General features: G+C 64.0%; 22 protein-coding genes. 11 read left to right on the top strand and 11 right to left on the bottom strand.

The genetic code is table 11. The annotated features are described in order from the left end of the window. Positions 1 to 14 precede the first annotated feature (14 nt). Positions 15 to 770: an outer membrane lipoprotein carrier protein LolA gene (locus tag JQ635_RS19220; RefSeq protein ID WP_211411383.1), complete on the top strand. Its 756-nt coding sequence runs from the start codon at positions 15 to 17 to the stop codon at positions 768 to 770. 163 nt (positions 771 to 933) lie between these two features. Next, positions 934 to 1,749 carry an exodeoxyribonuclease III gene (locus JQ635_RS19215; RefSeq protein WP_211411382.1) on the top strand — a complete coding sequence of 272 codons (816 nt, stop codon included), beginning with the start codon at positions 934 to 936 and terminating at the stop codon, positions 1,747 to 1,749. Between the two features lie 120 nt (positions 1,750 to 1,869). Here JQ635_RS19215 and JQ635_RS19210 read toward each other — a convergent pair whose 3' ends face one another. Both JQ635_RS19210 and JQ635_RS19205 read right to left on the bottom strand, forming a co-directional pair. Further along, on the bottom strand, positions 1,870 to 2,313 hold the full coding sequence (locus tag JQ635_RS19210; protein ID WP_035703221.1) for a cyclic nucleotide-binding domain-containing protein: 444 nt from the start codon (positions 2,311 to 2,313) through the stop codon (positions 1,870 to 1,872). Between the two features lie 58 nt (positions 2,314 to 2,371). After that, positions 2,372 to 3,058, bottom strand: coding sequence for a response regulator transcription factor (locus JQ635_RS19205; RefSeq protein WP_008142830.1), 687 nt, complete (start codon positions 3,056 to 3,058; stop codon positions 2,372 to 2,374). 202 nt (positions 3,059 to 3,260) lie between these two features. On the opposite strand from JQ635_RS19205, the gene JQ635_RS19200 reads away from it, so the two are divergent. Then, complete coding sequence (locus JQ635_RS19200; RefSeq protein WP_211411381.1) at positions 3,261 to 3,830, top strand: L,D-transpeptidase family protein; 570 nt, start codon at positions 3,261 to 3,263, stop codon at positions 3,828 to 3,830. A 6-nt stretch (positions 3,831 to 3,836) separates the two neighbouring features. Beyond that, complete coding sequence (locus tag JQ635_RS19195) at positions 3,837 to 4,622, top strand: 2-keto-4-pentenoate hydratase (protein ID WP_211411380.1); 786 nt, start codon at positions 3,837 to 3,839, stop codon at positions 4,620 to 4,622. A 173-nt stretch (positions 4,623 to 4,795) separates the two neighbouring features. On the opposite strand, the gene JQ635_RS19190 is transcribed toward JQ635_RS19195, so the two are convergent. After that, positions 4,796 to 5,485: a YggS family pyridoxal phosphate-dependent enzyme gene (locus JQ635_RS19190; RefSeq protein WP_211411379.1), complete on the bottom strand. Its 690-nt coding sequence runs from the start codon at positions 5,483 to 5,485 to the stop codon at positions 4,796 to 4,798. A gap of 109 nt (positions 5,486 to 5,594) precedes the next feature. On the opposite strand from JQ635_RS19190, the gene JQ635_RS19185 reads away from it, so the two are divergent. Continuing rightward, a complete protein-coding gene (locus JQ635_RS19185) occupies positions 5,595 to 7,298 on the top strand; it encodes a diguanylate cyclase domain-containing protein (RefSeq protein ID WP_211411378.1) in 1,704 nt (567 codons plus the stop codon). 57 nt (positions 7,299 to 7,355) lie between these two features. On the opposite strand, the gene JQ635_RS19180 is transcribed toward JQ635_RS19185, so the two are convergent. Further along, entirely contained in the window at positions 7,356 to 8,402 is a 1,047-nt protein-coding gene (locus JQ635_RS19180; protein WP_211411377.1) for a GGDEF domain-containing protein, read from the bottom strand. Positions 8,403 to 8,597: 195 nt separating this feature from the next. Between JQ635_RS19180 and leuS the strand changes: the two genes are divergently transcribed. From leuS to holA, 3 genes are all read left to right on the top strand, one after another. Next, complete coding sequence (gene leuS, locus JQ635_RS19175) at positions 8,598 to 11,222, top strand: leucine--tRNA ligase (RefSeq protein ID WP_211411376.1); 2,625 nt, start codon at positions 8,598 to 8,600, stop codon at positions 11,220 to 11,222. Next, entirely contained in the window at positions 11,209 to 11,760 is a 552-nt protein-coding gene (locus JQ635_RS19170) for an LPS assembly lipoprotein LptE (RefSeq protein WP_211411375.1), read from the top strand. The genes leuS and JQ635_RS19170 overlap by 14 nt, the downstream gene beginning before the upstream one ends. A 115-nt stretch (positions 11,761 to 11,875) precedes the next feature. Continuing rightward, positions 11,876 to 12,904: a DNA polymerase III subunit delta gene (gene holA / locus JQ635_RS19165; protein ID WP_211411374.1), complete on the top strand. Its 1,029-nt coding sequence runs from the start codon at positions 11,876 to 11,878 to the stop codon at positions 12,902 to 12,904. A gap of 295 nt (positions 12,905 to 13,199) precedes the next feature. On the opposite strand, the gene JQ635_RS19160 is transcribed toward holA, so the two are convergent. The 7 genes from JQ635_RS19160 to hemJ form a co-directional block, all read right to left on the bottom strand. Then, positions 13,200 to 14,087 (bottom strand): ParB/RepB/Spo0J family partition protein, encoded by an 888-nt coding sequence (locus JQ635_RS19160; RefSeq protein WP_211405139.1) that lies wholly within the window; start codon positions 14,085 to 14,087, stop codon positions 13,200 to 13,202. Between the two features lie 148 nt (positions 14,088 to 14,235). Next, entirely contained in the window at positions 14,236 to 15,102 is an 867-nt protein-coding gene (locus JQ635_RS19155) for a ParA family protein (protein WP_211411373.1), read from the bottom strand. Positions 15,103 to 15,129: 27 nt separating this feature from the next. Continuing rightward, positions 15,130 to 15,903: a 16S rRNA (guanine(527)-N(7))-methyltransferase RsmG gene (gene rsmG / locus JQ635_RS19150; RefSeq protein ID WP_211411372.1), complete on the bottom strand. Its 774-nt coding sequence runs from the start codon at positions 15,901 to 15,903 to the stop codon at positions 15,130 to 15,132. A gap of 9 nt (positions 15,904 to 15,912) precedes the next feature. Further along, entirely contained in the window at positions 15,913 to 17,793 is a 1,881-nt protein-coding gene (gene mnmG, locus JQ635_RS19145; protein ID WP_211411371.1) for a tRNA uridine-5-carboxymethylaminomethyl(34) synthesis enzyme MnmG, read from the bottom strand. A 609-nt stretch (positions 17,794 to 18,402) separates the two neighbouring features. Then, entirely contained in the window at positions 18,403 to 19,758 is a 1,356-nt protein-coding gene (mnmE, locus tag JQ635_RS19140; protein ID WP_211411370.1) for a tRNA uridine-5-carboxymethylaminomethyl(34) synthesis GTPase MnmE, read from the bottom strand. 323 nt (positions 19,759 to 20,081) lie between these two features. Continuing rightward, positions 20,082 to 21,347, bottom strand: a complete 1,266-nt coding sequence (gene rho, locus JQ635_RS19135) for a transcription termination factor Rho (RefSeq protein ID WP_128930505.1) — start codon at positions 21,345 to 21,347, stop codon at positions 20,082 to 20,084. 246 nt (positions 21,348 to 21,593) lie between these two features. Beyond that, positions 21,594 to 22,028 carry a protoporphyrinogen oxidase HemJ gene (hemJ, locus tag JQ635_RS19130; protein WP_211411369.1) on the bottom strand — a complete coding sequence of 145 codons (435 nt, stop codon included), beginning with the start codon at positions 22,026 to 22,028 and terminating at the stop codon, positions 21,594 to 21,596. Between the two features lie 457 nt (positions 22,029 to 22,485). Between hemJ and JQ635_RS19125 the strand changes: the two genes are divergently transcribed. Genes JQ635_RS19125 through coaE form a run of 3 tightly spaced genes read left to right on the top strand, consistent with a single transcriptional unit; the run spans position 22,486 to position 24,565 of the window. Further along, complete coding sequence (locus JQ635_RS19125; protein WP_100233242.1) at positions 22,486 to 23,325, top strand: pyruvate, water dikinase regulatory protein; 840 nt, start codon at positions 22,486 to 22,488, stop codon at positions 23,323 to 23,325. Between the two features lie 8 nt (positions 23,326 to 23,333). Beyond that, entirely contained in the window at positions 23,334 to 23,942 is a 609-nt protein-coding gene (locus JQ635_RS19120; protein ID WP_211411368.1) for a Maf family nucleotide pyrophosphatase, read from the top strand. A 23-nt stretch (positions 23,943 to 23,965) separates the two neighbouring features. Then, positions 23,966 to 24,565, top strand: a complete 600-nt coding sequence (coaE, locus tag JQ635_RS19115) for a dephospho-CoA kinase (protein ID WP_211411367.1) — start codon at positions 23,966 to 23,968, stop codon at positions 24,563 to 24,565. Positions 24,566 to 24,578 lie beyond the last annotated feature (13 nt).

The following is a 24,578-nucleotide window of genomic DNA, read 5'->3' as shown; positions in this document are numbered from 1 at the left end:
CGAGAAGCGCACGCGTGGCCGGCGTGCTTCTCGTCACTGCCGCGATGGTGACTGCGGCGTCGTTCGCGCAGACCGTTCCGGTGCCGAAGCCTGCGCCGAAGGGGCGCGACGGTGGCACCTCCGCCGGGGGACCGGCTGTCACCGGCGCGACGCAGACGCCGCCGAACCCTGTTATCCCGGACCCGCGCCGCAACGTGCCGAGCAGCATCTTCCAGACCTTCGATGCCAGCCAGAAGGCGCAGGCGGCCAAGGTCAGTGCCTATCTCTCCTCGCTGCAGACGCTGGTCGGAAATTTCGTCCAGGTCGGCCCCGACGGCAGCAAGACGCAGGGCGATTTCTACATCCAGAAGCCGGGCAAGGTGCGCTTCGAATATGACGCGCCGAGCCCGATCGACATCATCGCCGACGGTTCGTCCCTGGTGGTGCGCGACCGCAAGCTCGCGACCCAGGACGTCTATCCGCTGTCGCAGACGCCGCTGCGCTTCCTGTTGTCCGATCGCATCGACCTGATGAAGGACACCAATGTCGTCAGCGTCTCGGCCGACGACGTCTTCGTCAGCGTCACCATCGAGGAGAAGCAGGCGCTGGTCGGCACCAGCCGGCTTCTGCTGATGTTCGGCGCCAAGGACGGCCAGCTCAAGCAGTGGACCGTCACCGACCCGCAGGGCTACGACACCACGATCGCGGTCTACAATCTGGATTCGAGCAAGAAGCTCGATCCCGGCATGTTCAAGATCGATTTCACGAACTACGGCCAGTCGCCGGGTTAAACGCTCCGCTGCCGTAGGGTGGGCAAAGGCGCGTTTGCGCCGTGCCCACCATCTTTCCTCCTCGCGATCAGCACGTGGGCACGCTTCGCTTTGCCCACCCTACGATTCCACGCCTGTGGACAAGCATTTTCCCCCCGCCAATCCATGCTAAGACGCATCCCTCATGCGTCTTTCCCTGACAACCTGGAACATCAACTCGGTGCGGCTGCGCATCGACCTGGTCGCGAAATTCCTCAAGAGCGCGCGGCCGGAGGTGCTGTGCCTGCAGGAAACCAAGTGCATCGACGACGCCTTTCCGCTGAAGCGCTTCAAGCGGCTCGGTTACGAGCACGTCGCGCTGAACGGGCAGAAGGGCTATCACGGCGTCGCCATCGTCTCGAAGATTCCTTTCGAGTCAAAGGACATCCGCACTTTCTGCGACAAGGTGGATTCGCGGCATATCTCGGTGTCGTTCGGCGAGAAGGCGGGCATCGCAAAGCCGCTGGTGCTGCATAATTTCTACGTACCCGCCGGCGGCGACATTCCCGATCCCGCGCTGAACGAGAAGTTCGATCACAAGCTCCGTTTCCTCGACGAGATGACAGCGTGCGAACCGCTGCATCCGCGCGGTGAGGACCGTCACATCCTGGTCGGCGATCTCAACGTCGCTCCGCACGAGAACGACGTGTGGTCGCACAAGCAATTGCTGAAAGTGGTCTCGCACACGCCTGTCGAAACCGAGAAGCTCAACGCGGCGCTCGCAGCCGGCGAGTGGATCGACGTCGCGCGCGAGCGCATTCCGATGTCGGAGAAGGTCTATACGTGGTGGAGCTATCGCTCCGCCGACTGGACTGTCGGCGACCGCGGCCGCAGGCTCGATCACATCTGGGTCTCGCGTGCGCTGAAGGACGCGGTCAGCGATTTCAAGATCCTGCGCGATGCGCGCAGCTGGGAGCGGCCGTCGGACCATGTGCCTGTAACGGTGACGCTGGAGGTGTAAGCCTCCGTCGTCATTCCGGGGCGCGCGCAGCGCGAGCCCGGAATCCATCGGGCGGCAGAGTTGGTGGATGAATGGATTCCGGGCTCGCGACTTCGTCGCGCCCCGGAATGACGGGCGGAGCTACGACGTCAGCTTCGCGCCCGCCATCAGGATATCGCTCGCAATCTGGCTCGAGCGCACCGCGAATTCATCACGAAGACGAACCGCGGCAGCCGGATCGCTCTCAAGCACGCGCTGGAACAGGCTGCGCGCGACGCGGATGACGGAGGAATGCTCCAGCGCGATCGCGCTCGACGGCCGCTTCATCGGCACCACCAGCGCGAGCTCGCCGATCAGCGCGCCGGGACCTGCGATCATCTCGGCGCCAGCACCGTCCTCGACCCGGAAGGCGCCGCGCTGGACCACGTAGCCGGCATCGGCGTCGTCGCCGAGATTGAACAGGACGTCGCCGCGGACGAAGTCACGCTGCTCGGAGCCGATCGCCAGCATGCGCAACGAGGCGTCTCCCAACAGGCGCAATGTCGGGACACGCTCGAGAAGCGCTACGTCGTCGTCGATTGACATTCAGGTCCGAGGCTCAAGGGCACGCCATCTAAAACGATTCGTGCGGCCCTGAAGCGTATCACGGCACCAGCTTGTAGCCACCGGCTTCCGTCACCAGGATCTCGGGGTTGGCGGCGTCCTTCTCGATCTTCTGGCGGAGGCGGTAGATGTGGGTTTCCAGCGTGTGGGTGGTGACCCCGGAATTGTAGCCCCAGACCTCCTGAAGCAGGGTCTCGCGCGACACCGGCATCTGGCCGGCGCGATAGAGGAAACGGAGGATGGCGGTTTCCTTCTCGGTGAGCCGCACCTTGCGCGCATTGGCCGCGGTCAGCATCTTCGAGCCTGGGCGGAAGGAGTAGGGGCCGACCGAGAACACCGCGTCCTCGCTGGCCTCGTGCTGGCGGAGCTGGGCGCGGATGCGCGCCAGCAGCACGGCGAAGCGGAACGGTTTTGCGACATAGTCGTTCGCGCCGGATTCCAGGCCCAGAATCGTATCGGAATCGGTGTCATGCCCGGTCAGCATGATGATCGGCGCCTTGAAGCCGCCCTTGCGCAGCGAGCGGACAACTTCGCGGCCATCGGTGTCGGGCAGGCCGACATCCATCAGAACGAGATCGGGGGAATTGGCCTTCGCGGCACTCGCGCCCTTGGCGCCGGTATCGACGGCGGAGGCTTCGAATTCTTCGTGCAGCGATAATTGCTCCACCAACGTATCGCGCAGATCGGTATCGTCATCCACGATCAGGATCTTGCGGGCATTGGCCATGGGGTATCATCCTTTTGGGGGCCGGCTCGGCGCGCATGCATGCTGCACCCAGTCGGGAGGGAAGTTTAGGGGTCGCCGTTATTATTGTTGTTCGTGTTGAAGTAGTGGGCTGTTACCGATTCTCAAGGCAGAACCACTCTAACCCAGAATAGCAGGGCGCCTTGATGAATGTCCTGTAATGAATTCCACATTGCACGTTCACATGAAAAACAACGTCGCTTCAGTGACTTACACCCGAAATCGGAGCTCCGGACCGCTCTCGGCGATCCGCGTTAAGCCTGCGGCCGGGAATCCGCGGCGAGGCTGGCTGACGGCCGGACAGCTGACGATTCCGGTGGCGCTGGGGCGGGGCGGCATCCTCGCCAACAAGCGCGAGGGCGACGGCGGTACTCCAAGGGGTAGCTTCCGTCCCAAACGCCTGTGGTGGCGCGGCGACCGGCACAGCCGCCCGCAGACTTTCCTGCCGGCGCGGATCATCACCGGCGAGGACGCCTGGTGTGAGGATCCCAGGGATCGTCACTACAACCAGGGAATTCGGCTCGGCGAGGGGCAGGGCGGTGACCGGCTCAAGCGGGCCGACCATCTCTATGACTTCATCATCGAGATCGACCACAACACGCGCCCGCGCATCGCCGGCCGCGGCAGCGCGGTGTTCCTGCATCTGGCCCGCGACAATTTTGGCCCGACCGCGGGCTGCGTCTCGATGACCAAGGCGGCGATGCTGCAATTGCTGCGGCGGCTGGGACCAAGAACAAGAATCATCATCGGGTGAGGGCACATGCTCGAGAAGGATCAGATCGCCACCGCGTCGCGCCTCCTCTTTCAACATTGGCGCGACGGCACCAAGCTCGACGCGCTGGAGGCGCGCTTGCGGCCACAGAGCCGCACTGAGGGCTATGCCATTCAGGCCGGACTCGAAACGCTGTCGCGTGGAAAATTGTTCGGCTGGAAGATCGCGGCCACGAGCGTATCAGGACAGAAGCACATCAATGTCACGGGACCGCTGGTCGGTCGCATCATGAGCGACACCGTGATCGCCGACGGCGGCACCGCGTCGATGAAGGGCAACGCAATGCGCGTCGGCGAGCCCGAATTCGCCTTCCGCATGGGGCGCGACCTGCCGCCGCGCGCGACGCCGTACACGGTCGACGAGGTTCTGGCCGCCGTCGGCAGCTTCCATCCCGCGATCGAGATTCCCGATTCGCGCTTTACCGATTTCGCCAGCGCCGGCGAAGCGCAGCTCATCGCCGACAATGCCTGCGCGCATCGGTTCGTGCTGGGCGCAGCAACGTCTGCGGATTGGCGCGCGATGGATCTCGTCGAGGAACGGCCGCAGATCACGCTGCGCGGCAAGCGCTATGTCGGCCATGGAAAGAACGTGCTCGGCGATCCCCGCGTAGCGCTCACCTGGCTCGCCAATGAGCTGCGCGGGCTCGACATCACCTTGCGGGCGGGGGAGGTGGTGACCACAGGCACGTGCCATCCGCCGCTGCCGATCCAGGCCGGCGATCATATCGCGGCGGATTTTGGTGTGCTGGGGAAGGTGTCGGTGGGGTTTGCATAGGCGCGGCACACACCGCTGTCGTCCCGGACAAGCGAAGCGCAGATCCGGGACCCATAACCCCAGGGAGAAGTTTGGCGAAGACCAGGAGTTTCCTGACTTTCGCCGGTACGAAGACCGCTTACCAATCAAACATCACGCGGTATGGGTCCCTGCGTTCGCAGGGACGACAGGTATCACCGATGCCCGAAGATCGCGCTACCCACGCGCACATGGGTTGCACCCAGCATGATGGCTGTCGCGAAATCGGCGCTCATGCCCATCGAGAGATTCTTCAAGCCGTTGCGAGCCGCGATCTTGGCAGTCAGCGCGAAATGCGCGGCCGGCGGCTCGTCCACCGGCGGGATGCACATCAGTCCTGAGATCGTCAGCCCATAGGTGTCGCGGCAGCTTGCGAGGAAGGCATCGGCCTCGCCGGGCGCGACGCCGGCCTTCTGCGGCTCCTCGCCGGTGTTGATCTGGACGAACAGAAGCGGGTGCTTCTTCTGGGATTCGATTTCCTTGGCTAACGCCTGGCAAATGCTCGGACGGTCAACCGAATGGATGGCGTCGAACAGCGCGACCGCCTCTTTCGCCTTGTTGGACTGCAGCGGCCCGATCAGGTGCAGCGCGATATCGGGGTAAACAGACGTTAACGCCGGCCACTTGCCTTTGGCCTCCTGCACCCGATTCTCGCCGAATACGCGCTGTCCGGCGGCGATAACCGGGGTAATTGCATCCGCGGCGAAAGTCTTGGACACCGCGATCAGCGTGACGGAGGCGCGATCGCGCCGCGCATCCTTGCAGGCGCGTGCAATTTCGGCCTCGACCGAAGCGAGTGCGTTTGGTGAATCGCCGGTTAGCGGCGCGACGTTTTTTTCTGTCATGACGTTGGATTGGCCGTGATCGTACGGGAGGTAAGTCCAATTTTACCGAGTTCAAGAAAGAGTTTTTGAACCCTTCGCTTTACCTTAGCCCGCGGGGTGGGCAGCGAAGATGGCAAACGTCAGTTTCAACCGCAAACGAGCGAAACTCAAGCGGGTTCTCGGAATCCGGGCGCGCCTTGCGTTGCTCGCCGTCATTCTGGTTGCGCCCTTGATGCTCGAGCGCATTCGTTCGCTCGAGGATGCGCGCACGCGGCAGATCGCGCAGGCCGCGGCCGAGTTCACCACCGTCGCACGGCACAGCGCCGATGCACAGCGCGAGGTGATCTCGTCGGTCGAGACCATCCTGAAATCGGAAGCCTTCATCCGCGCCTCCGCCGGCGGCATCAGCAAGAGCTGCGACGTGCTGCGCGCGAGCCTGCCCTCGAACCTTCCCTGGATCCGCACGCTGCTGATCGCGGGCCAGGACGGACGCATCCAGTGCGCCACCAACAACATGTATGTCGGCCTCGATCTCAGTGACCGGCCCTATTTCCAGCAGGCGCAAGAAACCGGCCGTTTCGTGCTGAGCGATTTCATCCTGTCGCGGCCGGTGCCGTCGCCGACCGTCATGGCCGTCTATCCGGTGTCCGCGTTCAGCGGCGTCGCCGATGCCGTCGTGCTCGCCACCGTCAACCTCGACTGGATGTCGAAGGTCATGAACAATCTCGGCGGCCGCGCCGGCATCACGGCCGTGCTGGTCGACAGCGCCGGCACGGTGCTGGCTGCGCCGGCCGACCAGCACACCGCGATCGGCCGTCCGCTCGACAACATGCCGCTGATGTCCGCGATCGCCGACAGGGCGCTTCGTTCGAACCAGGACGAAGGCTCGCTCTCTTTCCTCGCCGCCGACGGCTCCCGCCGCGCGGTCAGCTACATCCGCATCGCCGGCACCAATGCCCGCCTGATCGCCAGCATCGACGAGGACAAGGTGTCCGCGGCGGTGAGCCGCGACATCCGCACCGCCTATCTCCAGCTCGCTTTCGTCGTCGTGTTCGTCCTGCTCGGTGCGCTGATCGCCGCCGAGAAACTGGTGATCAAGCCGATCGAGATGCTTGCCGACATGGCCAAGCGCCTCGGTGAGGGTGATCTCTCCGCGCGCGCCGCGCGCAATCGCCTGCCGGCCGAGTTCGTGCCGCTGGCACGCGCCTTCAACGCGATGGCCGCGCAACTCAGCCAGCGCGAGCGCGAGCTGATCGCGAGCAACGACCGCCTGACCGTGATGGCCTCGATCGACATGCTGTCGGGCCTCGCCAACCGCCGCGGCTTCCAGAGCCGGCTCGACTTCGAATGGATGCGCGCGCAGCAATATGGCAGCGATCTCGCGCTGCTGATGATCGACGTCGACCATTTCAAGCTGTTCAACGACACCTACGGCCATCTCGAAGGCGATTCCTGCCTGACGCGGCTCGGCGAGTCGCTCTCGGGCATTGCCGCCGACACGATGGGCTTTGCCGCGCGCTATGGCGGCGAGGAGTTCTGCCTGCTGCTGCCGAACACCGATGTGATGCGCGCCGTCGAGATCGGCGAGCTGGTGCGCGCGGCGGTGCTGAAGCTGTGCCTGCCGCACATCACCTCCGCCCACATGATCGTCACCGTCTCGATCGGCGTTGCCGCGACGAAGCCCAACGAGGCCTTGCGTCCCGGCGACCTCATCGAAGCCGCCGACGCAGCGCTCTACGCCGCAAAACATCGCGGCCGCAACAACGTCGTCGAGCACGGCGTGCAGGCGATCGAGACCGGCGCGACTGCCATGATGATGGCGGCGAGCGCTTAGATTCTTGTTTTGACGCGTTTTCTTTACGCGAACCGGTGCCCACTTCGCTCGAAAACGCTAACCTGCAGCGCCGACGCGGTCGAGCTCGATCTCGGTCACCACGCGATTGCGGCCGCCGCCCTTGGCGAGGTAGAGCGCGCGGTCGCAGCGCTCGATGAAATCGACGATGGCTTCACTGGAACGATACTGCGCCACGCCGATCGAGACGCTGATCGGGGGCAAGGTCTCGCCGGTCGAGCGGCGAGTGATGGTGCATTCGGCGATCGCGCGCCTGATGTGCTCGGCGATCTCGGCACAGGTCGCAAGATCGGCGCCCGGCAGCACGGCGATCAGCTCCTCGCCGCCATAGCGCGCCGGCAGATCCTGCGCGCGAACTTTTTCGCGCAACACCTTCGCCATCAGGCGCAGCACCTGGTCGCCGACGCCATGGCCGAAGCTATCGTTGATGGTCTTGAAGTGGTCGATGTCGAGCAACAGCACGCTGAGCGGCTCGCCCCAATCCGCCGTGACTTGCGCCTTGCGCAGGAATTCGTCCAGCGCCCGCCGGTTGGCGAGGCCCGTCAGCGTGTCGGTCCGCGCGCGCTCCTCTGACTTGGACAGCGAGTCGCGGATCACGTCGAGCTCGCGGGCCTTTTCGGCAAAGCCCGCCTCCAGACGCGTCGCCCTTGTGGCCGCGCGGGCTAGCTCGTTCATGAGCTGGGCGACCAGCGCCTTCGGGTCGACGCCGGACTTGCCCTGGTCGGCGACCTCGCTGATCGCCTGCATCTGCGAATGGTTATCGGCGATCGCGGTTGCCAGAAACTCCTTAGCCGCACCCATCAGGGTCTGCAGCCGCTCGGAGGTGTCGGCGACGACGGCACTCACCTGTGGCGCGACATAGGTCTCGAACAGGTTCTGATTGGTCCGGGCGTCGAACGGACGATTGTGGTCGATCAGGAGATCGACGGCGTTGCGCAAATCGTCGTGGCTGCCTGCAAAATACTGGTACCAGACGGCGAAATTGACCGGCGTCGGCGCAATCCGCTGCTCGGCCATGCTCCGCATCGCCCGCCCGGCGATGGACGCGGCGTAATCGTAGTCGGGATCGTCGAAGCTGGCGTCCATCGCAAGTATTTTGGGGTCCCTGGCCAGCCGCAACCTCGCATCGACCCCTTAATCACACCCCAACAGCGCCCTCGGTAGTTATGCGGAGCAGGGGTGGAGGTTCCCGGGATGCGGCAACCCATTGACCCCCCGAGGGCTTCTATGGCCTAGTCCGCCGTCTTTAGACGGCCGAACCCAAGAAAAACCAACGATTCCATGACCTCCGAACGCTACAACGCCCGCGATTCCGAACCGCGCTGGCAAGCTGCCTGGGACCAGCAGGCGATCTTCGTCTCCAAGAACGACGATCCGCGGCCGAAATACTATGTGCTCGAGATGTTCCCCTACCCGTCCGGGCGCATCCATATCGGCCATGTCCGGAATTACACGCTCGGCGACGTGCTGGCCCGCTTCATGCGCGCCAAGGGGTTCAATGTTCTGCATCCGATGGGCTGGGACGCGTTCGGCCTGCCGGCCGAGAACGCCGCCATCGAGCGCAAGGTCGCGCCCAAGGCCTGGACCTACGACAACATCGCCGCGATGAAGAAACAGCTCCGCTCGATCGGGCTGTCGCTGGACTGGTCCCGCGAATTCGCGACCTGCGACCCCAGCTACTACAAGCATCAGCAGAAGATGTTTCTGGACATGCTCGCCGCCGGCCTCGCCGAGCGCGAGAAGCGCAAGCTCAACTGGGATCCGGTCGACATGACCGTGCTCGCCAACGAGCAGGTGATCGACGGCCGCGGCTGGCGCTCGGGTGCGATTGTCGAACAGCGCGAGATGAGCCAGTGGGTCTTCAAGATCACGAAGTACTCGCAGGAGCTGCTGTCGGCGCTGGACGGGCTCGACCGCTGGCCCGACAAGGTCAGGCTGATGCAGCGCAACTGGATCGGCCGCTCCGAGGGCCTGTTGATCCGCTTCGCGCTGGATGCGGCGACGACGCCCGCCGGCGAAAGCGAGCTGAAGATTTTCACGACGCGCCCGGACACGCTGTTCGGCGCAAAATTCATGGCGATCTCGGCGGATCATCCGCTGGCGCAGGCCGCTGCCGCCAAGAACCCGAAGCTTGCCCAGTTCATCGCCGACATCAAGAAGATCGGCACCGCCCAGGAGATCATCGACACCGCGGAGAAGCAGGGTTTCGACACCGGCATCCGCGCGGTGCATCCGTTCGACCCGAGCTGGAAGCTGCCGGTCTATGTCGCCAATTTCGTGCTGATGGAATACGGCACCGGCGCGATCTTCGGCTGCCCCGCGCACGACCAGCGCGACCTCGACTTCGTCAACAAGTACGCCCTCGGCAATACGCCGGTCGTCTGTCCCGAGGGCCAGGATCCGAAATCGTTCGTCATCACCGACACCGCCTATGACGGTGACGGCCGCATGATCAATTCGCGCTTCCTCGACGGCATGACCATCGAGCAGGCCAAGGACGAGGTCGCAAAGCGTCTGGAGGCCGAGCTGCGCGGCAACGCGCCGGTCGGCGAGCGGCAGGTCAATTTCCGTCTGCGCGACTGGGGCATTTCGCGCCAGCGTTATTGGGGCTGCCCGATCCCGGTCATTCATTGCCCGAAGTGCGATGTGGTGCCGGTGCCGGATGCCGACCTGCCGGTGGTGCTGCCGGAGGATGTGAGCTTCGACAAGCCGGGCAACGCGCTCGACCATCACCCGACCTGGAAGCACGTCACCTGCCCCAAATGCGGTGGCAAGGCCCAGCGCGAAACCGACACCATGGACACCTTCGTGGATTCGTCCTGGTATTTTGCGCGCTTCACTGACCCCTGGAACGAGACCGCGCCGACGACGCCCGCCGTCGCCAACCGCATGCTGCCGGTCGACCAGTATATCGGCGGCGTCGAGCACGCGATCCTGCATCTGCTCTACAGCCGCTTCTTCACCCGCGCCATGAAGGCCACCGGGCATATCGCGCTGGACGAGCCTTTCGCCGGCATGTTCACGCAGGGCATGGTAGTGCACGAGACCTACCAGAAGGCCGACGGCACCTGGGTGCAACCGGCCGAGGTGAAGATCGAGGTCGGTGGCAACGGGCGGCGCGCGACGCTGCTCAGCACCGGCGAGGACGTCGCGATCGGTCCGATCGAGAAGATGTCGAAGTCGAAGAAGAACACGGTCGACCCCGACGACATCATCGCGACCTACGGCGCCGACGTCGCCCGCTGGTTCATGCTGTCGGACTCCCCGCCCGACCGCGACGTGATCTGGAGCGACGAGCGCGTTCAGGGCGCCTCGCGCTTCGTGCAGCGGCTGTGGCGGCTAGTGAACGACGCTGTGGAACTCGGCAAGGCTGCGCCCGCGGCGCGACCGGCTTCGTTCAGCGAGGATGCGCTCCTCTTGCGCAAGGCCGCCCACGGCGCGCTGGACAAGGTGACCGCCGGCGTCGAGCGGCTGCACTTCAACGTCTGCCTCGCCCATATCCGCGAATTCACGAATGCGTTCTCGGAAGTGCTCCAGCGCCCCGGCCAGCCGGCCCCCGACTTGGCTTGGGCGATCCGGGAGGCCAGCCAGATCCTGGTCCAGCTGTTCTCCCCGATGATGCCGCATTTGGCCGAGGAGTGCTGGCAGGTGCTGGGCCACTCCGGGCTGGTTTCGGAGGCCAATTGGCCCCAAATCGAACGCGATTTGCTGGTTGAAGACAGCGTGACCTTGGTGGTCCAGGTCAACGGCAAGAAGCGGGGTGAGGTCACAGTTGCAACAGCGGCCCAGAATCCGGAAATCGAGGCTGCCGTTTTGGCCCTCGATGCGGTAAAGCTGGCCCTGGACGGCAAGCCCGTCCGCAAGGTGATTATCGTTCCCAAGAGGATCGTGAATGTTGTCGGCTAGGATCCGCATCGCAGCCCGCCTGCTGGCAGTCGCCGCGCTGGCGGCGCTGACGGCTGGCTGCTTCCAGCCGATGTATGCCGACCGCGGCGACGGTACCCCCGGCTTGCGCGAGAAGCTGATGGGGGTCGAGCTGCCGCCCATCAACAAGCCCAACGCCTCCCGCGAGGCCCGTGTCGGCGTCGAGGTCCGCAATGCCCTGGCCTTCAAGCTTTACGGCTCGGCGACGGGTATGCCGCCGACCCACCGCCTGGACATCCGCTTCACCTCAAGCCGCTCATCCCTGATCGTCGATCCCAACACGGGTCTGCCGAACACCGAGAATTACGGCATCGACTGCCAGTACAACCTGATTGAGGTCGTCAGCGGCAAGTCGGTCATGACCGGCACCACGTTCTCGCGCGTGTCCTACGACATGCCCGGCTCCTACCAGCGCTTCTCGCGCAATCGTGCCGTTCGCGATGCCGAGGATCGTGCCGCCAACGAGATCGCCGAGAACATCAATACAAGGCTCGCCGCGTTCTTCACCGCGGGCACCTGATGCAATTCCGTCATTCCGGGGCATGCGAAGCATGAACCCGGAATCTCGATCCCCAACCGCCGGATTCCGTGTTCGCCTCTGACGAGGCGCCCCGGAATGACGGGTATCAGGCAACATGGTCGCGCTGCGCGGAAAAGAGATCGACGCCTTCCTCGCCCGCCCCGATGCGGGCCGTCCGATCATCCTGCTCTACGGTCCCGACGCCGGCCTTGTGCGCGAACGCGCCGATGCACTGATCGCATCTGCCGTCGACGACCCCAATGATCCGTTTGCAATGGTGAGGCTCGACGGTGACGAGCTCTCCGCCGAACCGTCGCGCCTGGTCGATGAAGCCATGACGGTGCCGCTGTTCGGCGGCCGCCGCGCCATCCGCATTCGCGCGGGCTCGCGCAGCTTTGCCAGCGGCGTCGATACGCTGGCCGAGATGAGCGTGAAGGATTGCCGCATCGTGATCGAGGCCGGCGAGTTGCGCCCGGAATCGCCGCTGCGCAAGGCCTGCGAGAAGGCCAAGACGGCGGTGGCGATCGGCTGCTATCCCGACACCGAGCGCGACCTCGCCAAGCTGATGGAGGACGAGCTCCGCATCGCGAACCTGCGCATCGCACAGGATGCCCGCGCCGCGCTGATGTCGTTCCTCGGCGGCGACCGCCAGGCCTCGCGCAACGAGCTGCGCAAGCTCACGCTGTACGCACATGGCAAAGGCGAGATCACGCTGGATGATGTGATGGCCGTGGTCGCCGATGCCTCGGAGCTGAAGCTCGATCCGATCGTCGACGGCGCCTTCGCCGGCCGGCCCGACATTGTCGAGACCGAATTTGCAAAAGCCATGATCGCGGGCACCTATCCCGGCGTGATCATCTCGGCCGCACAGCGCCAGGCCGCATGGCTGCACAAATCCGCGCTTGCGATCGCCGACGGCCAGCCTGCCTCCGCCGTGCTCGACGGCGGCTTTCCGCGCCTGCATTTTTCACGAAAGCCGATGGTCGAAACTGCACTGCGCAATTTCAGCGTGGCGCGGCTCGCCGCCATCATCGAGCAGCTGGCGACCGCCGCGCTCGACACCCGCAAGCAATCGACGCTCGCCGCCGCCATCGCCCAGCGCACACTGATGGCGATTGCCGCGAATGCGAAGCGGCGGGGATAGGTGCGGCTCTCTCCGCGTCATTGTGGGCGTAACTCTCTCCACTCGTCATTGCGAGCGCAGCGAAGCAATCCAGAGTCCCTCCGCAGAAAGATTCTGGATTGCTTCGCTACGCTCGCAATGACGATGTTGATGTAGTTGCGCGCCAATATCTCCCCAATTTCGTCCTGGCGAAAGCCAGGACCCATTACCCCAGGGAGAGGTTTGGCGAAGACTCGCGGTTCGGTACTGCTACCTTCCGCGATTGAGAGATCACGCGGTATGGGTCCTGGCTTTCGCCAGGACGACACCGGGAGAGTTACAGCGCGCCCTTGGCCAGCCGCTTCATCACCTCGTCGAGCTGATCGAGGTTGCGGTAGTTGATCTGCACGGAGCCGCCGGGGTCGCGGTGATTGACGGTGACCTTGAGGCCGAGCGCGTCGCTGACGCGCTTCTCCAGATCGATCGTGTCTGGGTCCTTTTCCTTGCCACCGCTGCTGCGCGCCTTCTGCGGCTTGCGCTCCGGCACGCCCTCTTCATGCGCGAGCGCCTCGGCCTGGCGGACGTTGAGGCCTTCCTCGACGATGCGCTTGGCGGCGGCGAGCGGATCGGGCACACCGATCAGCGCGCGGGCGTGACCCGCCGTCAGCTCGCCGGTGGCGATGAAGGCCTGCACCTCGGCCGGCAGCTTGGTCAGCCGCATCATGTTGGCGACGTGGCTGCGGCTCTTGCCGACGACCCTTGCGATGTCGTCCTGGCTGCGTTTGAACTCGTTGGCGAGCGCGTGATAGCCCTGCGCCTCTTCCATCGGGTTGAGGTCCTCGCGCTGCACGTTCTCGACGATCGCGAACTCCAGCGCGTCGCTGTCGCTGATGTCGACCGGGACGATCGGCACTTCGTGCAGGCCGGCCATCTGCGAGGCGCGCCAGCGGCGTTCGCCGGCGATGATCTCGTAGCGATCCTGCGCGCCCTTCACCGGACGCACCACGATCGGCTGGATCACGCCGTGCTGCTTGATGGAGTCGGAGAGCTCCTTGAGCTCGGTGTCAGAAAACGTACGGCGCGGATTGCGCGGATTGGCCTTGATGAATTCGATCGGCACCTTGCGCTGCGCGCGCGGACGATCGACGTGCTGGGCCTCGCCGCCGACGTCACCGATCAGACTTGCAAGGCCCCGGCCCAGTCGCGAACGCGCTTCGTCGGCCATCGCCAGCTCCCTTGGATTCACGGTGCAGCACTCCAGAACTGAATTATCGAAACTCGTAGGATGGGTAGAGCGAAGCGAAACCCATCGCTGTTCGTGCGCGTGATGATGGGTTTCGCTGCGCTCTACCCATCCTACGGACAACGTCGCGTCAATGCGTCGTGCGCAGCTCGCGCTCGCGCTGGATCACTTCGGTGGCGAGCCGCAGATAAGCTTCGCTGCCGACGCATTTGAGATCGTAGACCAGCACCGGCTTGCCGTAGGACGGCGCTTCCGAGATGCGCACGTTGCGCGGGATCATGGTCTTGTAGACCTTCTCGCCCATGAACTGACGGACGTCGGCGACGACCTGGTTCGACAGGTTGTTGCGCGAGTCGAACATGGTCAGCACGATGCCGTGGATCGACAGGTTCGGATTGAGCGTCGAGCGCACCTGCTCCACCGTCTGCAGCAATTGCGACAGTCCTTCGAGCGCGAAGAACTCGCATTGCAGCGGCACAAGGATCGCATCGGAGGCGGCCATCGCGTTCACCGTGAGCAGGTTGAGCGAGGGCGGGCAGTCGATCAGCACATAGGTGTAGTCGGCATCCGGCGAGACGTTGTTGTTGAGTGCGCCGATCGCGTCGCGCAACTTGAAGGCGCGACCGGGCGTGGTGCCGAGCTCGAGCTCGAGGCCGGAGAGATCCATGGTCGAGGGCGCGATGTGCAGGCGCGGCACCGCGGTCGAGACCACCGCCTCGCGCAAGGCCGCTTCACCGACCAGCACGTCATAGGTCGAGCAGGAGCGGTTGCGGCGATCGATGCCGAGGCCGGTCGAGGCGTTGCCCTGCGGATCGAGATCGACGATCAGGACGCGCTCGCCGATCGCAGCGAGCGCCGTGCCGAGGTTGATCGCTGTGGTTGTTTTTCCCACGCCACCCTTCTGATTCGCCAACGCGAGGATGCGCGGGTGGCCTTGCGGCACTTCAGCTGCTTGTTCCTGGGCGGTTTGATCTTGCGGCTCGTCAGTCACGCTCATCGAAATTCCCCACTCCCCCTGAACGCCTCAGCTGCGCCGTTCGGCGGCACTCAGCTCCACGATCCAACCGTCGCCGGTGCGGCTTTGGTGGAGCTGAGGCTGAATATTCCAATATTTAGCGGCTTCGGTCAATTCAGCCTCTACATCTTGACCCTTAGGAAATAACGCCTTTGCGCCCCGGCGCATCAGCGGCTCCGCAAAGCCGATGAGTTGATGTAGCGGAGCCAGCGCACGCGCGGTGACGCAATCGACGGGGCCGGTGATTCTATCCACATTATCCCCGATCTCAGCGAGATGTACGACTCCCGGAGACGCAGTGACGCGAATCGCTTCGCGCAGGAACGCGGCCTTCTTGGCGATTCGCTCGACGAGATGGACGCTGGCGCCCGGCGTCTCCGCCATGGCGCAGGCGAGCACGACGCCGGGGAAGCCGCCGCCGCTGCCGAGGTCAGCCCAGCGCTTTGCGGTCGGCGCGAGATCTACGAGCTGGAGCGAATCGGCGATGTGCCGGGTCCAGAGGTTTGGCAGGGTCGAGGGCGCGACGAGATTGGTCTTGGCCTGCCACTCCCGGAGCAGCGCGATGTAGCGATCGAGCCGGGCTTCTGTTTCATGTGAAACGGAAGCGAGCTTCAGCGCCGCGCGTTTGTCGGCGGCGATGACGGCGCCGAGCGATTGATCGTTGGCGCTGGCCTTATCGATCCGCGGTTTGGCCGGCGTCGATTCAGATCGACGGCCCGCGCCCTCACCTGCTCCGGGTCGTCGGGATAGCGGCCTGTCCCCGCCCGGTCCGCGCTGTTTCACGTGAAACGCCTATGCGATTGCCTTGGAAGTCTTCCGTGCCTCACGGCGGAGATAGGCCGCGAGAATGCCGAGCGCTGCCGGCGTCATGCCATCGATGCGGCCGGCCTGGCCGACGGTGAAGGGCCGTGCCTTCTCCAGCTTGGCGCGGACCTCGTTCGAGAGACCGGGGACCAGCTGGTAGTCCACCTCCGACAGCACCATCCCCTCGTCCCGCCTGAAGGCTTCAACGTCGGCGCTCTGGCGCTCCAGATAGACATCGTATTTGGCGTCGATCTCGAGATGGGTGGCGATGACGGGATCGATGCTGGATAGCTCCGGCCAGATCGCGCGGACCTGGCTCCAGCCGATCTCCGGATAGGCCATCAGCTCGAAGGCCGAACGCCGCTGCCCGTCCCGGTTCAGGGACAGCCCGTGCTTGATCGCCTCGTTCGGGGTAATCGTCAGCGACTTCGACAGCATCCGGGCGGCGTTCAGGGCGTCCATCTTGGCGCGGTGATGCCGGATCCGGGCACTGCCGACGCATCCGAGCGCGATGCCTTTCTCGGTCAGACGCTGATCGGCATTGTCGGCCCGCAGGGTCAGCCGATACTCGGCCCGGGAGGTGAACATCCGATAGGGCTCGCTGATCCCGCGGGTGACGAGGTCGTCGATCATCACGCCGAGATAGCCGTCTGCACGGTCGAACACCGTCAGCGCGGCGCCGCTGGCGGAGAGCGCGGCGTTCAGGCCGGCCACGATGCCCTGCCCGGCGGCTTCTTCATATCCGGTGGTGCCGTTGATCTGCCCGGCCAGGAACAGGCCGCGCAGACGCTTGGTCTGCAGGGTCGGATCGAGTTCGCGGGGATCGATGTGATCGTATTCGATAGCATAGCCCGGCCGGACCATCTTCACCCGCTCGAGGCCAGGAATGCTGGCGAGGATCGCGAGCTGAACCTCCTCCGGCAGCGAGGTCGAGATGCCGTTGGGATAGACGGTGCTGTCGTCCAGCCCCTCCGGCTCCAGGAAGATCTGGTGGCCATCGCGGTCGCCGAAGCGGACGATCTTGTCCTCGATCGAGGGGCAATAGCGGGGGCCGGAGCTCTTGATCTGACCGGAGTACATCGGAGAGCGGTGGACGTTCGCCCGGATCACTTCATGGGTCGCGGGCGTGGTCCGGGTGATGCCGCACTGGATCTGTGAGGTCGTGATCCGCTCGGTCATGACCGAGAAAGGCTCCGGCGGCTCGTCGCCTGGCTGCATTTCGACCGCTGACCAGTCGATCGTGGTGCCGTCGAGACGCGGCGGCGTCCCGGTCTTGAGCCTTCCGAGGGTGAATCCGGCACGCTCGAAGGAGCTGGAAAGGCCCATCGCAGGCGCCTCGCCGACACGGCCGGCGGGCCAATTCTTCTCTCCGAGATGGATCAGGCCACGCAGGAAGGTCCCGGTGGTGACGACGACGGCCCCTGCCCGAAGCTCCCGGCCATCGGCCAGGCGTAGTCCGGTCACCCGACCCTCGACCACGATCAGCTCGTCGGCTTCGCCCTCGATGACGGACAGACCTTCGGTCTCCCGGATCGCGGCCTGCATGGCCGCCGCATAGAGTTTCCGGTCGGCCTGGGCCCGGGGACCGCGCACAGCAGGCCCCTTCCGGCGATTGAGGACGCGAAACTGGATGCCGCCGGCATCGCCGACCCGACCCATCAGACCGTCGAGCGCATCGACTTCGCGGACCAGATGACCCTTCCCCAAACCGCCAATGGCGGGATTGCAGGACATCGCGCCGACCGTGGAGAAACGGTGCGTCACCAGAGCGGTCGCAGCACCCATCCGGGCAGCGGCAGCCGCAGCTTCACAGCCGGCGTGACCGCCGCCAATCACGATGACGTCGAAACTCTCTCGCTCTGTTCGCATGGGCGGACTTCTAGCTCAGAGCGGAAAAAGCCGGAAGTGGAAACTGGGTGGGGCGGTGTTTCACGTGAAACAGGACTACCAAAGGGATGAAGGCATTTTGGCGAAAACAACCCCATGCACAGTAGGAGGCGCGTTGAGGGCACTGCTGTTTCACGTGAAACAGGAAGCAGGAAAGGATGCTCCTTCCGGAGTGGGAACAAGCTACCTCCCCTCGTTGCGAGCGCAGCGAAGCAATCCAGTCTGCCGCTGCGGAAACAGTCTGGATTGCTTCGTCGCAGGGCTCCTCGCAATGACGAGATTGAGGCGCGGCCGCCGGCCCTCAACCCTCACTGCTCATGGGACATTAGATCCCGCTAACGAACCTCTGATGCTGGGCTGAGCAAGCGCGCTGCTGTTTCACGTGAAACAGGGGGAACCGGTGCCCGTCTATTGCGGAAGGCTGTAGCCCGGATGGAGCGTAGCGCAATCCGGGACTGGTGTTCCGGCCGGGCGAGCTGCCCCGGATTGCGCTGCGCTCCATTCGGGCTACGGAGCTTGAGGCGCCCGCGGACGTTTCACGTGAAACGCAAGGAATGGAACAAGCGCTAGTTCTACAATGAAGAACTAGCGCTACTTTCCGATGCAGAATTTCTGGAAGATGGCCCCAAGGACGTCCTCGACGTCCACCCGGCCCAACAACCGGCCCAGGGCATAAGCGGCGGCACGCAGCTCTTCGGCCGCGAGCTCTTCGCCGTCTTCTACAAGCTCCAGGCTCCGGCGCAAGCTGTCTGACGCCTGGCGCAACAGGTCGCGTTGGCGGGCCCGGGTCACCAATGCGCCCTCGGTGGTCCCGAAGAAATTGGCGGCGAATGTCACGAGGGCATCGACCAGCTCTGGAATCCCGTCGCCCCGGCTGGCCGAGATCCCGAACTCGCCTGCCGGCCAGGCATCCCCGGCCCCGCCAAGGTCGATCTTGTTGCGCACGATCCAGACCGACCCGGACCGATCGCCTCCGTCCCCGGAGGTCCACAACGGCGGTCTTGCGTCCGGATCGACGGTACCCCCACCCTCCACCAGCCACAGCACGAGATCGGCATCCTCGGCACGCGCCCGCGCCCGGCGCACGCCTTCCTGCTCGACCGGGTCATCCGTCTCGCGAATGCCGGCGGTGTCGATGACAGTGACGGGATAACCGTCGAGATCGAGCTGCACCTCGATCACGTCGCGCGTGGTGCCGGCATGCGGCGAGACGATCGCGACCTCGCGGCGCGCGAGCTGATTCATCAGCGTCGACTTGCCGACATTCGGCTCGCCTGCGATCGCAACCACGAGGCCGTCGCGCAGGCGTTCAGAATGTCCCTGTGCCGCAAGCACTTTTGTGATTTCGTCGTGCAGCGCCTTGATCGCTTTCACTGCCGGCGCCCTCAGCTCCGCCGGCACATCGCCTTCATCGGAAAAATCGATGCCGGCTTCGATCAACGCCGAGGCCTCGATGATGCGCTCGCGCCAGTCGCGCGCGCGATCACCGAGCAGGCCCTGCAACTGGCGCAGCGCCTGACGACGCTGGCGGTCAGTGTCGGCGTGGATGAGATCGTCGAGGCCCTCGGCCTCGGTCAGGTCGAGCTTGCCGTTCTCAAAGCTGCGCCGGGTGAACTCGCCGGGCTCCGCCGCGCGCGTATTCGGAATATCTGAAATAGCGGCGAGCAGCGCCGCCAGCACCGCGCGGCCCCCATGGACGTGAAATTCGGCGATGTCCTCGCCGGTCGCGCTGGCCGGCCCTGGAAACCAGAGCACGACCCCATCGTCGATCGGCTGGCCGGCCCCATCCCGGAGCAGCCGGCGGCTCGCCTGTCGCGGCGCCGGCAGCCGGCCCGCGAGCGTCGTCAGCACCAGGCCGGCTTGCGAACCAGAGACGCGCACCACGGCGATCGCACTCGGCGCCCGGCCGGATGACAGCGCAAAGATGGTCTGGTCTCTTGGATGCATGGCCTATTTGTGCGGCTGCCAGTGAAAAGGCAAACATCCGTTTTTAGCCGGCCAGCACCGGATTTTGCCGCACCAGATCTCGCAATCATTTATGATGCAGTGCAATAGTCCCGCGGCATTAGTCCCGCAGCATTTTTGCTGCAAAAATGCGCGCTCGCGCGGCGGATAGGCGGCGGAAATTCAAGTATTATTTTGATATATCAACAGATTAAAATACGTCCCGAACTCGGTGGCCGGCTGCCATTCATGCTGCACTTCGCTGCAGCAAAGCCGCAACAAAAAGGGCGCCCGAAGGCGCCCCTTGATCCTTTGCTGCCCCGCACTCAGGTGTTCATGGAGTCGAAGAACTCCGAATTGCTCTTGGTCGAGCGCAGCTTGTCGAGCAGGAAGTCGATCGCATCCATCGTACCCATCGGATTGAGGATGCGGCGGAGCACGTACATCTTCTTGAGCACCTGCGGATCGGTGATGAGCTCCTCCTTGCGGGTGCCGGAGCGCGAGATGTCGATCGCCGGGAAGGTGCGCTTGTCCGAGACCTTGCGGTCGAGGATCAGTTCCGAGTTACCGGTGCCCTTGAACTCTTCAAAGATGACTTCGTCCATGCGGCTGCCGGTATCGACCAGCGCGGTCGCGATGATGGTCAGCGAGCCGCCCTCCTCGATGTTGCGGGCGGCACCGAAGAAGCGCTTCGGGCGCTGCAGCGCATTGGCGTCGACACCGCCGGTCAGCACCTTGCCGGATGACGGCACGACGGTGTTGTAGGCGCGGCCAAGTCGCGTGATCGAATCGAGCAGGATCACGACATCGCGGCCATGCTCGACCAGACGCTTGGCCTTCTCGATCACCATCTCGGCGACCTGGACGTGACGCACCGCCGGCTCGTCGAAGGTCGAGGACACGACCTCGCCCTTCACCGAGCGCTGCATGTCCGTGACTTCTTCCGGACGCTCGTCGATCAGCAGCACGATCAGATAGCAATCCGGGTGATTTGCGGTGATCGAGTGCGCGATGTTCTGCATCAGCACGGTTTTACCGGTGCGCGGCGGCGCCACGATCAGCGCGCGCTGGCCCTTGCCGATCGGGGCGACGATGTCGATCACGCGTGCAGACAAGTCTTTCCGTGTGGGATCATCGATTTCCATGCGGAAACGCTGGTTCGGAAAAAGCGGTGTGAGATTGTCGAAATTGACCTTGTGCTTGGCCTTTTCCGGATCCTCGAAATTGAGCGTGTTGACTTTCAGCAGCGCAAAGTAGCGCTCGCCCTCTTTCGGGCTGCGGATGTGGCCTTCGATGGTGTCACCGGTGCGGAGGCCAAAACGGCGGATCTGCGAGGGCGAAACGTAGATGTCATCAGGGCCCGGCAGATAATTGGCATCGGGCGAGCGGAGAAAGCCGAAGCCGTCGGAGAGCACCTCGACGACGCCTTCGCCGACGATGTCCGTTTCGGCCAGCGAAAGCTGCTTGAGGATGGCGAACAGCAGCTCCTGCTTGCGCATGGTGCTGGCATTCTCGACCCCATTCTCTTCCGCGAACGAGACGAGCTCGGCCGGGGTTTTCGACTTGAGGTCCTGGAGTTTAATTTCCCGCATTGGGGTGGTCCTGTGGGGTAACCTTGGAAGGGGTGCGAGGAGGCTCTGAAATGCGGACGTGAGAAGATAAGGTCCGCAGGTCTGGCAAGGAGAGTGCCGGTGAGGCTTCAAACCTGATGCGGTGTCCGGCCTCTGGAAAGCTCAGACACGACCACATCCGCCTGCGTTGGGTGGGATATCGATAATATAGAAAATCGCTTCCTTCTCCGCAAGCCGAAGCGCTGAGCGATTCGATCTGAGGCCTGCCTAGAACGGCTTCACGATCACCATGATGACGATAAAAATCATCAGGACGGTCGGCACCTCATTGATAATCCGATAGAATTTCTGACTCCGCGGCCGCCGGTCAGCGGCAAAATCCTTCAGCCAGCGGGAAAAAAAGCCGTGGACCGCCGACAGTGCCAGGACCAGTGCCAGTTTTACGTGCAGCCAGCCAAAAGTGAACCAATGGCCGGACCAGGCGAGGAAGAGCCCGGCGAGCCAGGTCACGATCATGGCGGGGTTGATGATTGCCTTGAGCAATCGGCGTTCCATGACCTTGAACGTCTCCGACTGCTTCGAGCCGACCTCGGCTTCGCAGTGATAGACGAACAGCCGCGGCAGATAGAGCATGCCCGCCATCCAGGAGATGACGGCGATCACATGCAGCGCCTTGATCCAGAGATAGACGTCTTCGAACATTTTTGCGGTCCGGATTGCTGCCGAGCGACGGGAGCTGGGGATAGTAAGAACTCGTTAAGGTCTTACCTGCACACATATCCGTCCGTAGCGCCTTCCTCAAATCTAGAATCTTAGATTCTTAAAGGTTTGAGTCTATGTGACCGTGGATTGGACTCACGCAATTCCATCCGCGAGTTCGCGCACGCTTGTTCACATCCATCAACATATCCTGCGCGGGTCCAGCCTGTTCCGATAAGTCGTCCGGACTCAAAGGCTTGCTTGCGCCTGTCGGCAGCTTATCAAGGGGGTTGTCCGCGCAATCCCGCTTCCCGCATCGAGAGGCGCCGGACTTGTTCTGACGGGCAGTGGTGTGAAGAAAATTGGCACTTGTCCCGTCCCTGGTGTCGCACATCCCTTTCCGAGCGGTTAAGCTCCACAGAAATCCACAAACCACCCCGCCCTCATCCCAAGAGTTTTTGTGCCGACCTCGAACAATTATTTCCATCTTCACCTGGTCTCCGACTCCACCGGAGAGACGCTGATCACCGTCGCGCGCGCCGTCGCCGCGCAATATGCGAACGTGACGCCGGTCGAGCATGTCTATCCGCTGGTGCGGAGCCAGAAGCAGCTCGACCGGGTGCTCGACGAGATCGAGGAAGCGCCGGGGATCGTGCTGTTCACGCTGCTCGAGAAGGACCTGGTCGCCAGGCTCGAGGACAAGTGCAAGCAGATCAATGTTCCGAGCCTCTCGATCATCGGGCCGGTGATGCAGCTGTTCGAAGCCTATCTGGGAGCTGCGACCACGGGTCGCGTCGGCGCCCAGCACGTGCTCAATGCGGAATATTTCAAGCGCATCGATGCCTTGAACTACACAATGATCCATGACGACGGTCAGCATGTCGAAGGTCTCGACGAGGCCGACGTGGTTCTGGTCGGCGTGTCCCGCACCTCGAAGACGCCGACATCGATCTATCTCGCCAATCGCGGCATCCGCACCGCGAACGTGCCGCTGGTGCCCGGCATTCCCGTGCCGTCGCAACTGGAGACGCTGACGCGGCCGCTGGTGGTGAGCTTGCATGCGACGCCGGAACGGCTGATCCAGATCCGTCAGAACCGCCTGCTGTCCATGGGCGCCGAATCCGGCAGCGATACCTATACCGACAAGCAGTCGGTCACCGAGGAGGTCGCGTTCGCCCGCAAGCTCAGTGCCAAGCACGACTGGCCGCTGCTGGACGTCACGCGGCGCTCGATCGAGGAAACTGCGGCGGCGATCATGAAGCTCTACAGCGATCGCCAGCGCAACCGGCCCTCGGAATAGTTGTCGCGATGGGTCTGTGGCGCGGCACATCTCCGCTGATCCTGGCTTCGCAAAGCAGCGCGCGGAAAATGCTGCTGGCCAATGCCGGGCTCGAATTCGAGGCCGTCACGGCTGATATCGACGAGCGCGACATCCAGGCGAGCTCCAAGCTCAGCAATCCCCGTGAGATCGCTCTGCTCCTGGCCCGCGAAAAGGCGAAGGCCGTCTCTTCCGGTCGTCCCGGAAGCTATGTGATCGGCGCCGACCAGACGCTGGCGCTTGGAAGCCGTCTCTTCAACAAGCCCGCCGGCCGCCCACAGGCGCTGGCGCAATTGCGTGACCTCGCCGGCAACAGCCACGAGCTGAATTCCGCCGTGGCCATGGCGCGGGACGGCAAGATTGTTTTCGAGGATGTTTCGGTGGCGCGCATGACCATGCGGCAGATGAGCGAAGCCGAGCTTTCAGCCTATCTCGACGCCGCCGGCGATGCTGTGACCAGGAGCGTCGGCGCCTATCAGCTCGAGGGTCTCGGCATCCATCTGTTCGAGCGCATCGAGGGCGACCATTTCACCATTCTCGGCCTGCCGCTGCTGCCGCTGCTTGCGTTCCTGCGGAGCGAACAGCTAATTGCCGTGTAACTGACAGAGATGGCTGAGCGCTGATGCGGATCCTGGGACTGACCGGCTCGATCGGGATGGGCAAATCCACCACCGCAAAGTTGTTCGCGGAGGCGGGCGTGCCCGTCTACGACGCCGATGCGGCCGTGCATCAGCTCTATGAGGGCGAGGCCGCGCCGGCGATCGAGGCCGCCTTCCCCGGCACCACCGTCAACGGCAAGGTCGATCGTCCCAAACTGTCGGCGCGAGTGGTGCATGATCCCGCCGCGATCAAGCAGCTCGAGCAGATCGTCCATCCGATGCTCGGCGCCTCCCGGAAGAAGTTCTTTGCCGATGCCGAGGCCGCCAAGGTGCCGGTCGTGGTGCTGGACATCCCGCTGCTGTTCGAGACCGGCGGCGAGAAGCGGGTCGACGCGGTGGTCGTGGTGTCGACCTCGCCGGAACTCCAGCGCGAGCGGGTGTTGGCGCGCGGCACGATGGACGAGGCCAAGCTCGATGCCATGATTGCCAAGCAGACGCCCGATGCCGAGAAGCGCAAGCGGGCCGATTTCGTGGTGGATACCTCACACGGACTTGAACCGGTGCGCGCCCAAATCAAGCACATCCTGGCCGAGGTCGTTAAGATGCCGCAGCGGCGAGCCTGATTCGCCGCGCTCA

The sequence above is a fragment of the Bradyrhizobium iriomotense genome (genome assembly GCF_018130765.1).
Taxonomy (GTDB): Bacteria; Pseudomonadota; Alphaproteobacteria; order Rhizobiales; family Xanthobacteraceae; genus Bradyrhizobium; species Bradyrhizobium iriomotense_A.
Note: the sequence above shows the minus strand (reverse complement) of the source record. Positions and strands in the feature narration are given on the sequence as shown.